Origin of the sequence: Roseomonas haemaphysalidis (assembly GCF_017355405.1) — a bacterium.
Classification (GTDB): Bacteria; Pseudomonadota; Alphaproteobacteria; order Acetobacterales; family Acetobacteraceae; genus Pseudoroseomonas; species Pseudoroseomonas haemaphysalidis.
The window spans coordinates 3,093,712-3,105,930 of the sequence record NZ_CP061177.1; the positions used below are offsets into that span (position 1 = coordinate 3,093,712).

6 protein-coding genes are annotated in these 12,219 nt (G+C 71.3%); all 6 read left to right on the forward strand.

Annotated elements, in window-relative coordinates:
• Positions 1-2: 2 nt before the first annotated feature.
• The 6 genes from glgB to IAI59_RS14405 all read left to right on the forward strand — a co-directional run bounded on the left by glgB (position 3) and on the right by IAI59_RS14405 (position 12,201).
• A complete protein-coding gene (glgB, locus tag IAI59_RS14380) occupies positions 3-2,153 on the forward strand; it encodes a 1,4-alpha-glucan branching protein GlgB (protein ID WP_207415643.1) in 2,151 nt (716 codons plus the stop codon).
• 22 nt (positions 2,154-2,175) lie between these two features.
• Entirely contained in the window at positions 2,176-4,290 is a 2,115-nt protein-coding gene (gene glgX, locus IAI59_RS14385; protein ID WP_207415642.1) for a glycogen debranching protein GlgX, read from the forward strand.
• A complete protein-coding gene (treZ, locus tag IAI59_RS14390; protein ID WP_207415641.1) occupies positions 4,287-6,071 on the forward strand; it encodes a malto-oligosyltrehalose trehalohydrolase in 1,785 nt (594 codons plus the stop codon). Before glgX ends, treZ begins: the two co-directional genes overlap by 4 nt.
• On the forward strand, positions 6,068-8,107 hold the full coding sequence (gene malQ / locus IAI59_RS14395) for a 4-alpha-glucanotransferase (protein ID WP_207415640.1): 2,040 nt from the start codon (positions 6,068-6,070) through the stop codon (positions 8,105-8,107). Before treZ ends, malQ begins: the two co-directional genes overlap by 4 nt.
• 86 nt (positions 8,108-8,193) lie before the next feature.
• Entirely contained in the window at positions 8,194-10,794 is a 2,601-nt protein-coding gene (treY, locus tag IAI59_RS14400; protein ID WP_207415639.1) for a malto-oligosyltrehalose synthase, read from the forward strand.
• A 372-nt stretch (positions 10,795-11,166) separates the two neighbouring features.
• Positions 11,167-12,201 carry a family 8 glycosyl hydrolase gene (locus IAI59_RS14405; protein WP_237181134.1) on the forward strand — a complete coding sequence of 345 codons (1,035 nt, stop codon included), beginning with the start codon at positions 11,167-11,169 and terminating at the stop codon, positions 12,199-12,201.
• The last annotated feature ends 18 nt before the right edge of the window (positions 12,202-12,219 follow it).

The following is a 12,219-nucleotide window of genomic DNA, read 5'->3' on the forward strand; positions in this document are numbered from 1 at the left end:
CCATGGCCGACATCACCATCGACCTGGGCGGCGCCGCCGCCCTGGCGGAAGCCCGCCACGGCGACCCCTTCAGCATCCTCGGCCCGCATGACGGGCAGGTGCGTGCCCTGTTGCCCGGTGCCACGGGGGTGGAGGCGATCTCCAACGGCACCGCCCACCGCCTGACGCAGGTGCACGATGCCGGCCTCTTCGCCGGCCCCGTACCGCCCGGCCCCTATACGCTGCGCATCGACTGGGCCGGCACGGTGGAGGAAACCGAGGACCCCTACAGCTTCGGCCTGCTGCTGGGCGAGTTCGACCTGCACCTGCTGCGGGAAGGCACGCACCAGGACATCGCCATGTGCCTCGGCGCGCAGCCGATGGAGGTGGATGGCATTCCCGGCGTGCGCTTCGCGGTCTGGGCGCCGAATGCCCGCCGCGTGTCCGTGGTCGGCGACTTCAACTCATGGGACGGCCGCCGCCACCCCATGCGCCACCGCGTGGAAGCCGGCATCTGGGAGTTGTTCATCCCCCGCCTGACGCCGGGCGCAGTCTACAAGTACGAGCTGCTGGGCCCGCAGTGGAACCTGCTGCCGCTGAAGGCCGACCCCTTCGCCTGGCAGGTCGAGGTGCCGCCCGCCACCGCCTCGGTGGTGGCCGACATCGCCGCCATCCCGAAGCCCAGGCCCTGGAACCGGCCTTCGCCGCAGGACGGCCAGCCCGTCTCGGTCTACGAGGTGCACGCCTCCTCCTGGGCGCGGGGCGACGGCGACGTGGCGCTGGGCTGGGAGGAGCTGGGCGACAAGCTGATCCCCTATGCCGTCGAGATGGGCTTCACCCATCTCGAATTCCTGCCAATCATGGCGCATCCCTTCGGCGGTTCCTGGGGGTATCAGCCGCTCGGCCAGTTCGCGCCGCACGCGCCCTTCGGCCCGCCGGAGCACTTCGCCCGCATGGTGGAGCGCTGCCATGAGGCCGGGCTCGGCGTCATCCTGGACTGGGTGCCGGCGCACTTCCCGTCCGACCCGCACGGCCTCGCGATGTTCGACGGCACGCCGCTCTACGAGCATGCCGACCCGAAGGAAGGGTTCCACAAGGACTGGAACACCCTGATCTACAACCTCGGCCGGCGGGAGGTGCGCAACCTCCTGATCGGCTCCGCCGTGCATTGGCTGGAGCGCTACGGGGTGGACGGGCTGCGCGTGGATGCGGTGGCCTCGATGCTGTACCGCGACTACAGCCGCAACCCCGGCGAGTGGGTGCCCAACATGTATGGCGGGCGCGAGAACCTGGAAAGCATCAGCTTCCTGCAGGAACTTTCCCGCGTCATCGCCGAGCGCTGCCCGGACCGCCTGTTGATCGCCGAGGAAAGCACCGCCTTTCCCGGCGTCACGCGCAAGCCGGACGACAACAACGGCCTGGGCTTCGACTTCAAGTGGAACATGGGGTGGATGCACGACACGCTCGAATACATGGAGCGTGACCCGATCCACCGCCGCCACCACCACGGCCAGATGACCTTCGGCCTGGTCTATGCCTTCAGCGAGAAGTTCATGCTGCCGCTGTCGCATGACGAGGTGGTGCACGGAAAGGGCTCGCTGATCGGCAAGATGCCGGGCGACGAGTGGCAGAAATTCGCCAACCTGCGCGCCTACCTGTCCTTCATGTGGACGCATCCGGGCAAGAAGCTGCTGTTCATGGGCGGCGAGATCGCCCAGCACCGCGAATGGAACCATGACCGCTCGCTGGACTGGCACCTGCTGGACGACCCCAAGCACGCCGGCGTCCAGCGGCTGGTGCGGGACCTGAACCGGCTGTATCGCGGCCTGCCCGCGCTTTACCAGCGCGACACCTCGCCCGACGGCTTCGCGTGGTCCGTGATCGACGACGCTAGCAACAGCATCTTCGCCTATCTGCGCTTCGGCAATGAGGGCGAGAAGCCGGTGCTGGTGGTGTGCAACCTGACGCCCGTGCCACAGCAGGCCTATACCGTGGGCGTGCCGGTGGCCGGCGCCTGGCAGGAGGTCTTCAACTCCGATGCCGGCATCTACGGCGGCAGCAACATGGGCAATGGCGGCGTGGTGCAGGGGGCGGAGGAATCGTCGCACGGCCAGTTGGCCTCGCTGACGCTGACGGTGCCGCCGCTGGCCACCATCATCCTCACCCCCGCCTGAGCCACTTCGCGGAAACCACCACTTGCCGCCACTCGCTGACCGGCTGTTGCCGGGACGCCCCGACCCTCTCGGCGCAAGCTGGGACGGGTTGGGCGTCAACTTCGCCCTGTTCTCCGCCCATGCGGAACGCGTGGAGCTGTGCCTGTTCGATGCCGCCGGCCGCCGCGAGGTCGCGCGGCTCGACCTGCCGGAATGCACCGATGAGGTGTTCCACGGCTACCTGCCCGAGGCCCGCCCGGGGCTGATCTATGGCTACCGCGTGCACGGCCCCTACCGCCCGGAACAAGGCCACCGCTTCAATCCCAACAAGCTGCTGCTCGACCCCTATGCCAAGCAGTTGCACGGCACGCTGCGCTGGACGGACGCGCTCTACGGCTTCCGCGGCCCACGCGGCGACCTGGGCTTCGACCGCCGCGATTCCGCCGCCGCCATGCCCAAGGGCGTGGTGACGGACGACGCCTTCAACTGGGGCGACGACCGCCCGCCCAATGTCCCCTGGGACAAGACCTTCATCTACGAGACGCATCTGCGCGGCCTGTCCGTGCTGCGCGACGACCTGGCCCCGCGCGAGCGCGGCACCTTCGCGGCGCTGGCCGACCCGCGCGTCATCGAGCACCTGCAGAAGCTCGGCGTCACGGCGGTGGAACTGCTGCCGGTGCACGCCTTCGCGCAGGACCGCTTTCTGGTGGAAAAGGGGCTGCGCAACTACTGGGGCTATTCCACCCTGTCGTTCTTCGCGCCCGAGCCGCGCTACCTGTCCCAGGGCTCGCTGGACGAGATCCGCGTCGCCATCCGCCGGCTGCATGCCGCCGGCATGGAAGTGATTCTGGACGTCGTCTACAACCACACCTGCGAGGCCAGCGAAACCGGCCCCACCCTGTCCTGGCGCGGCATCGACAACAGCAGCTACTACCGCCTGATCCCGGGCGAGGAACGCCGCAACATCGACGAGACGGGCTGCGGCAACACCGTCAACATCACCCACCCGCGCGTGCTGCAGATGGTGATGGACAGCCTGCGCTACTGGGCCACCTCCTTCCGGGTGGACGGCTTCCGCTTCGACCTCGGCTCCGCGCTGGGACGGGAAGCGCACGGCTTCGACCCCGGCTCCGGCTTCTTCGACGCCATCCGCCAGGACCCCGTGCTGTCGCGTCTGAAGCTGATCTCCGAGCCCTGGGACATCGGCCCCGGCGGCTACCAGCTCGGCAACCACCCGCCCGGCTTCTCGGAATGGAACGACCGCTTCCGCGACGATGTGCGCCGCTTCTGGCGGGGCGACAGCGGGCTGCGCCCCGGCCTCGCGGCCCGGCTCGCTGGCTCGTCCGAATTGTTTGACCGCCGCCGCCGCCGCCCCTGGGCCAGCATCAACTTCGTCGCCGCGCATGACGGCTTCACGCTGCACGACCTCGTGTCCTTTTCCACCAAGGACAACCTGCGCAACGGCGAAAACAACCGCGACGGCCATGACGACAACCACAGCAACAACTGGGGCGAGGAAGGCCCCACCGGGGACCCCGTCGTGCTGGCGCGGCGTGAGCGCATCAAGCGCGCCATGCTGATGACGCTCTTGGGCAGCCATGGCACGCCCATGCTGCTGGGCGGCGACGAGTTCGGCCGCACCCAGGGCGGCAACAACAACGCCTATTGCCAGGACAACGACATCTCTTGGCTGGACTGGGGCGATGGCCCCGGCGGCTCCGGCAGCGCCGATGGCATCGCCCTGTCGCATTTCATCGCCCGCGCCAGCGCCGCCCGCCGCGCCCACCCGACGCTGCGCTCCGCCAGCTTCCTGCACGGCCAGGACGAGCCGCTGCCCGACATCCCCGACGTCAGCTGGTTCGACGAAGGGGGCGAGCCGCTGACCCCGGAAGGCTGGCACGACCCGCAAGGCCGCCTGCTGGTGTTGCGCCGCGCGGCGCGCACCGACGCGGGGGTTGAGGTGTCGCTGCTGCTGCTCAACGGCGGCGCGGAGGACCGCGCCGTCACCCTGCCGCTGCCCGCCCTGCCCTGGATCTCCGTGCTCGACAGCGCGGAACCCCTGGCGGAGGAGCGCGTTGTCCAGACCGCCATCGAAGCGTTGCCGCGCCATTCCGCGCGGCTGCTCGTCGCCATCGTCGCGCAAGAGGACCAGGCATGACCGTCACCACCACCTTCGGGGCTGTGCCGCAACAAGGTGGGGCCACCCGCTTCCGGCTTTGGGCCCCCGGCCACAGCGGCGTGTCGCTGGAGTTGCAGAACAAGCCTTCCCAGCCCCTGCGCAAGCTGGACGGCGGCTGGTGGGAAGCGGAAGCCGAGGCCCCCGCCGGCACGCGCTACCGCTACACCCTCGGCAACGGCATGACGGTGCCCGACCCCGCGTCCCGCGCGCAGGATGGCGACGTGGATGGCTGGAGCGTGGTGACCGACCCCGCCGCCCACCAGTGGCAGCACCCCGACTGGAAGGGCCTGCCCTGGGCCGCCGCCGTGGTCTACGAGCTGCATGTCGGCCTGTATGGCGGCTTTCGCGGCGTGATGGCGGACCTGCCGCGCCTCGCGGCCCTGGGCGTCACCCACCTGGAGCTGATGCCGGTCAACGACTTCGCCGGGCTGCGCAACTGGGGCTACGACGGCGTGCTGCCTTACGCGCCGGACGAGACCTACGGCACGCCGGAGGACCTGAAGGCCCTGGTCGATGCCGCGCATGGCCACGGCCTCGCGGTCATGCTGGACGTCGTCTACAACCACTTCGGCCCGGCCGGAAACTACTGGGGTGCCATCGCGCCCGTGTTCTTCCACGCCGACAAGAACAACCCCTGGGGCCAGTCCATCGACTTCGAGCGGCCCGAGGTGCGCGACTTCTTCATGGAGAACGCGCTCTACTGGCTGACCGAGTTCCGCTTAGACGGCCTGCGCCTCGATGCCGTGCACGCCATCGACAGCGCCAGCTTCCTGCCCGAGCTGGCCGGCCGCATCCGCGAGGCCACCGCCGGCCGCGAGATCGCGCTGGTGCTGGAAAACGAGCGCAACGACGCCAGCCTGCTGGAGCGCGACTACAGCGCCCAGTGGAACGACGACGTGCACCACTGCCTGCACGTGCTGCTGACCGGCGAGGAGGATTCCTACTACAAGGACTACGCCGGCCAGCCTGCCGCGCTGCTGGCCAAGGCGCTGTCGACCGGCTTCGTGTACCAGGGCGAGGAATCCAAGAACCTCGGCCACGCCCGCGGCAAGCCCAGCGGCCACCTGCCACCCTCGGCCTTCGTCAACGCGCTGCAAACCCACGACCAGGTGGGCAACCGCGCGATGGGCGAGCGCATCGCGCAGCTCGCCCCGCCCGAGGGCGTGCGCGCCGCGCTGACCCTGCTGCTCCTGTCGCCCCAGGTGCCCATGCTGTTCATGGGCGACGAATGGGCCAGCGAGCGCCCCTTCCAGTTCTTCACCGGCTTCACGGACGACACGCTGGCCGAGGCGGTGCGCGAAGGCCGCCGCAAGGAATTCGCCGGCTTCAAGGCCTTCGCGGACCCCGAGCACCGCGAGAAGATCCCCGACCCCAACGCCATCGCCACCTTCAACAGCAGCCGCCCCGACCCGTCGGAACGCGCGCTGCCCCGGCACGCGGCCGTGGAAGCGCTGGTGACGCGCCTGCTGGCCGCCCGCAAGGCGCAGCTCGCCGCGCGCCTGTCCGGCGCCACGAGCCTGGAGGCCGAGGCGCTGGGCGACACGGGCGTGCTGGCCCGCTGGCGGCTGAACGACGGCGCGGTGCTGACCGTCGCCGCGCAGTTCGGCGAAGACGAGATCGCCCTCGCCGCCCCCACCGGCACCCTGCTGGCGGAATCGCGCGACGGCGTGGCCGAGGCGGCGGTCCGCGGCACCCTGCCGGGCTTCGCCGCCGCGGGCTGGATCGCCAGCGAGGCGCCGATCGCCGAGACGATCCGATGAGCGACGCCGCCCTGCTGCAACTCGCCCGCGCCGCCGGGCTGATGGCGGAATGGGAGGACGCGGCCGGCAAGTCCCATACGGTCGCGCCGGATGCGCTGCGCGGGCTGCTGGGCGCGCTGGGCCTGCCGGCCGGCAGCGAGGCGCAGATCAAGGAAAGCCTGGCCGCCCACCGGCACGCCAGCCGCACCGCCCTGCCGCCGCTGGCCACCGCCGAGGCCGGCACCGCCGTCACCCTGCCGATCCCCCCCGGCCGCTATCGAATCACCACGGCGGACGAGGAACTGGAAGCCGAGGGCACGGCCGAGGCCGCCCCCGGCGGCGCGCGGCTCACCGCCCCCGCCACCCCGGGCTACTACACGCTGGAAGCCGGCGCGCGGCAGATGGTGCTCGCCGTCGCCCCCGCGCATGGCCACCGCATCACCGATGCCGTGCCGGACGGCCGCGCCTGGGGCCTCACCGCGCAGCTGTATTCGCTGCGGCGCGGCTCCGACCAGGGCGTGGGCGACTATGCCGCGCTGGCCGGGCTGTGCGCCCCGGCGGCGGCACTGGGGGCGGACGCCATCGCCATCAGCCCGGTGCACGCGCAATTCTCCGCCGACCCCAGCCGCTTCAGCCCCTACGCCCCCTCGTCCCGCGCGCGGCTGGACGTGCGGCACGCCGACCCGGGCGACATCCTGGGCGCCCCCTTCCCGCCGCCCAGGAAGCTGGCGGCGGAGCTGGCACGCCTGGAAGCCTTGCCGCTGGTGGACTGGCCCGCCACCGCCCGTGCCCGCCTGGCGCTGCTGCGCGACAGCTTCACTGCGTTCCGCCGCGACGGCACGCCCGAAGCCCGCGCCGCCTTCGCGGCCTTCCGTGCCGAGGGCGGCCCGTCCCTGGAGCGCCATGCGCGCTTCGAGGCGCTGCACGCCGCGCAGTTCGCCGAAGGCCGCTGGCTGTGGCGCGACTGGGCCGCGCCGCTCCGCGACCCGGACAGCCCCGAGGTCGCCGCCTTTGCCGAGGAGCATGCCACGGAGGTCGAGTACCACGCCTTTCTGCAATGGCTCGCCGATCGCGGCCTGGGCGCCGCGCAGCGCGCCGCGACGGAAGGCGGCATGCGCATCGGACTGATCGCCGACCTCGCCGTGGGCGTGGATGGCGGCGGCAGCGACGGCTGGGGCCGGCAGGCGGAGATCCTGCAGGGCATCGAGATCGGCGCACCGCCGGATCTGTTCAACGCGCGCGGGCAGGGCTGGGGCATCACCTCCTTCTCGCCGCAGGGGCTGCGTGCCTCTGGCTTCGCGGGTTTCCGCGAGATGCTGAGCAGCGCGCTGCGCAACGCCGGCGGCGTGCGGCTGGACCACGTGCTGGGCCTGCGCCGCCTGTGGCTGGTGCCGGAAGGCGCCACGCCCAGGGACGGCGCCTACCTCCGCTATCCGCTGGATGACCTGCTGCGGCTGGTGGCCCTGGAGTCCCACCTCAACAAGGCCGTGGTGATCGGCGAGGATCTCGGCACCGTGCCCACCGGCTTCCGCCCGAAGCTGGAAAAGATGGGCCTCGCCGGCATGCGCGTCCTGTGGTTCGAGCGCAACGGCGCCCGCTTCAGCCAGCCGAAGCGCTGGACCCCCACCGCCGTGGCCATGACCTCCACCCACGACCTCGCCACCGTGGCCGGCTGGTGGGAAGGCCGCGACATGCAGTGGCGCGAGAAGCTGGACATCCAGCCGCTGGAAACCGAGGACAACCGCGCCACGGAGCGCCGCGCGTTGTGGCAGGCGCTGCGCGGCTCCGGCGTTGCCCAGGGCGCGCCGCCCAAGCGGGCCGACGGCGCGGCGGTGGCCGACGCGGCGGCGGCGCATATCGGCCGCAGTGCCTGCCACCTGGCCCTGCTGCCGCTGGAAGACGCGCTGGCGGCGGTGGAGCAGCCCAACCTGCCCGGCACCACCGACCAGCACCCCAACTGGCGCCGCCGCTTCGAGCAGCCGGTGGAGCGCATGCTGGCCGACCCGGCGGTGGAGCACCGGCTGAAGGGCCTGGCGCGGGCGCGGCGGGCCGAATAGCGGATACGCCCGGCGGATAATCCCCGCCGGGCGCAACCGCGAACCGGTCCATGCGTCAAGCATAGGCCGCGCCAGGAGAAAGCCGCATGACACCGCCCGCCACCACCATCCCGCGGGCTACCGCGCGGCTGCAACTGCACAAGGACTTCACGCTGGACGACGCGGCGGCGACCGTCCCGTATTACGCCGCGCTCGGCGTCAGCCACCTCTACGCCTCGCCCATCCTGCAGGCCCGCGCCGGCTCGACCCACGGCTACGACACCGTCAGCCACGAGCGGGTGAACCCCGAGCTGGGCGGCGAGGATGCGCTGCGCCGGCTGGTGGCGGAGCTGCGCAAGCACGGCATGGCGCTGCTGCTGGACATCGTGCCCAACCACATGGGCGTGGGCGGCAACGACAACGCCGTCTGGATGGACGTGCTGGCCCATGGCCCGAACGGCCGCTACAGCAAGTTCTTCGACGTGGACTGGGAAAGCGACGACCCGGCCCTGCGCGGCAAGATGCTCGCCCCCTTTCTGGGCCGCCCCTATGGCGAGGCGCTGGCCGAAGGCGAGCTGAAGCTGGCGGAACACGGCCCCACCGGCCTGGTGCTGGATTACTTCGACAACTGGTTTCCCATCCGCCCCGAGGACGTGGCCGCCGTGCGCGCCGACCTTTCGGCCTATGACAGCGCCACGCCGCAAGGGCAGGCGCGCATCCACGAACTGCTGGAGCGCCAGCACTTCCGCCTGTCGCACTGGAAGCTGGCGGCGGACGAGATCAACTGGCGCCGCTTCTTCGACGTCACCGGCCTCGGCGGCGTGCGGGTCGAGGTGCCAGAGGTGTTCGAGGAAAGTCACGCCGTCATCCTGCGGCTCTACGCCGAAGGGCTGATCGACGGGCTGCGCATCGACCACGTGGATGGCCTCGCCCAGCCCGGCGCCTATTGCCGCAAGCTGCGCCGCTGCATGGAAACCGCCGCCCGCCAGCGCCCGGCCGACGCGCCCCGGGTCGAGCCCTACATCATCGTCGAGAAGATCCTGGCGCCGGGCGAGCCCATGCCGGCCGACTGGCGGGTGGACGGCACCAGCGGCTACGACTTCATGGACCAGGTCGGCGCCGTGCTGCACGACCCAGCCGGCGAGGCGCCGCTGTCGCTGCTGTGGCAAGAGGTTTCCGGCAGCAACCGCGACTTCCCGGCCGAGGAGCGCATCGCCCGCCGGCAGATCCTGCGCGACAACCTGGCCGCCGAGCGGGAATCCTGCGCCCGCGCCCTGCACCGCATCGCGCGCTCCAGCCCCATGACGCGCGACATCCCGCTGGCCGCCATCCGCCGCGTGCTGACGGAGGTGCTGGTGCACTTCCCCGTTTATCGCACCTATACCCGTGCCGGCCGTGCCACCTCGCAGGATGCCACCATGCTGGCCCGCGCCGTGGGCCGCGCCCGCGCCAACCTGCCGGACAACGAGCACGCCGTGCTGGACCACCTGCACCAGTGGCTGGGCGAGGAACGCATCCTCGCCCTGCCGGCGCCCGACCGTGCCCTGCGGCTGGTGGCCCGCGTGCGGTTCCAGCAGTTGTCCTCGCCCACCGCGGCCAAGTCGGTGGAGGACACCGCCTTCTACCGCTACGGCCGCCTGCTGTCGCGCAACGAGGTCGGCTCGCATCCCGACCAGTTCTCCTTGTCCCCCGCCGGGTTCCACGCCGCCTGCGCGGAACGGCAGGCGCTGTATCCCGGCGCGCTGCTCGCCACCGCCACGCACGACCACAAGCGCGGCGAGGACGTGCGGATGCGGCTGGCGGTGCTGTCCGAGATCGCCGACGAATGGTCCGCCACGCTGCGCGGCTGGATGGCCGAAAGCGCCCCGCTGCGCGAGGAAATGGACAGCGGCCCCGCCCCCGAGCCGGGCGAGGCGGCGATGCTGTTCCAGATGCTGGTGTCCGCCTGGCCGCTCGGCCTGGAGGCCACCGACCGCGCGGGCATCGAGGGCTTCGCCGAGCGGCTGGCCGGCTGGCAGCAGAAGGCGATGCGCGAAGCCAAGCGCCGCACCGGCTGGGGCGCGCCGGACGAGGCTTATGAATCCGCCGCCCGCCGGTTCCTCGATGCCGTGCTGGCCGATGGCTCGCCGCTGCTCCCGGAGATCGCGGGCTTTGCCGCGCGCATCGCCCCGGCCGGCGCCGCCAAGGGCCTCGCCCAGGCCGCGCTGCGCTTGACCACGCCGGGCGCCCCCGACCTGTACCAGGGTACGGAATACTGGGACGAAAGCCTGGTGGACCCGGACAACCGCCGCCCCGTCGATTTCGCCGCGCGGCGCGCCTCGCTGGATACGCCGCTGGCCGATGCCCTGCCGCAGTGGCAGGACGGCGTGGTCAAGCAGGCCATGATCCGCCGCCTGCTGTTGCTGCGGGCCGAGATGCCGGAGTTGTTCAGCCGGGGCAGCTACCAGCCTGTGGAGGTGGCCGGCCCCCGCGCCGCCGAGGTGCTGGCTTTCCAGCGCCAGGATGGCGACCGCGCCGTGCTGGTGGCGGTGCCGCTGCGCGCCGCGCCGGTGCGGGCCGGCACCCTCGGCTTCCCGCCCGGCCATTGGAACGGCACCCGCCTGGTGCTGCCCGACGCCGGCGCCTGGAAGCCGGTGCTGGGCGACGGGGGCGCCGACCTGGCCGCTTTGGAACAGGGTTTGCCGGTTCTGGTGCTGCGGCGCGGCTGAGAAACGGAAGGGTCGCCGCCGTTGTGCGGCGGCCCGCAACCACCGGTTGCCTGCCACGCCTGAGCTTACTTTCGTGAGATCACTCCTTTGTGAAGGTCGAGCTTAGGCATAGGAGGGCGTCGTTGCCGCTTACCCAGAGTGTAAGATTTTCCGACGCTTAGCCAAGTTCGTTGCGATATCAATCGCCTTTCCCACAGTCCCCTGACGTTCCTTTACAACTCAATACTCGGGAACCCTTTAACCCTTGCACGTTTAACGAGCATAAGCGGCCGACAAATCACCCCTCCGGGGTGGGCGTCGTCGGCACAGTGTTCAACTGGAACGTGCGGGTCAGGGATCGATATGCGGGCTGCGCTGTCACGCCGGGGTGTCGTGGGGTTGCTTGCGGGGGCGGCCGCGCTGGGCGTCGTCCGCAACCCGGGCCATGCCGAGCTGAGCAAGGCGCCGCCGGCGCAGGACCCGGCGGAATACCACAGCTTCCGCGCCCGCTTCATCTCCGGCGGCCGGGCCATCGACACCGCCAACGGCAACACCTCGCACACCGAGGGTCAGGGCTGGGCCCTGCTGATGGCCGAGGCGCATGACGACCAGCCGACCTTCGACCGCCTGCTTGCCTGGACGGCGCGCGAGCTGCGCCGGCCGCAGGACAAGCTGCACGCCTGGCGCTGGATGCCGAACCGCCCCATTCCAGTGGAAGACCACAACAACGCGGCAGATGGCGACATCTTCATCGCCTGGGCGCTGCTGCGCGCCGCGCGCCGCTGGCAGCGGCCGGAGCTGGCGGAGCGTGCGCAGGCCATCTGCGCCGACCTGGAACGCCTGTGCGTGCGCGAGATGGATGGCCGCACGCTGCTGCTGCCCGCCGCCTTCGGCTTCGAGCAGCGCGACCACCTGGTGGTGAACCCCTCCTACTACGTGTTTCCCGCCTTTGTGGATTTCGCCGCGCTGCGCGGCCCAGGATCGCCCTGGATGCGCCTGCACCGCGACGGGCTGCTGCTGATGCGCGAAGCCCGCTTCGGCCGCTGGGGCCTGCCGGCCGACTGGGTGCGGCTGCCGCGCAGCGGCGCCCGCGTTGCCCCCGCGCCCGGCTGGGTGCCCCGCTTTTCCTACGACGCCGTGCGCGTGCCGCTGTACCTGGCCTGGGCCGGCCTGGGGATGGAGCCCGCGGCGCGCGCCGCCGCCGCCTTCTTCACCCAGCCCGGCACCCCCGCCTGGACCGAGTTCCAGGGCGACAAGCTGGCCCCTTATGCCGTGAACAGCGGCCAGCGCGCCGTGGCGCTGCTGGCCGCCTCCCCCGGCCAGGTCACGGCGCTGCCATCCGTGTCCGAAGCGCAGGATTATTACAGCGCCGCCCTGACCCTGCTGACCCGCATGGCGGCAAACGAACGGCTGCCTCTCCTAACCTGACAAAAAACAGCTCGGCCC

Coding starts and splice junctions, on each gene's coding strand:
- glgB (WP_207415643.1), top strand. CDS start 3: ATGGCCGACATCACCATCGACCTGGGCGGCGCCGCCGCCCTGGCGGAA.
- treZ (WP_207415641.1), top strand. CDS start 4,287: ATGACCGTCACCACCACCTTCGGGGCTGTGCCGCAACAAGGTGGGGCC.
- malQ (WP_207415640.1), top strand. CDS start 6,068: ATGAGCGACGCCGCCCTGCTGCAACTCGCCCGCGCCGCCGGGCTGATG.
- treY (WP_207415639.1), top strand. CDS start 8,194: ATGACACCGCCCGCCACCACCATCCCGCGGGCTACCGCGCGGCTGCAA.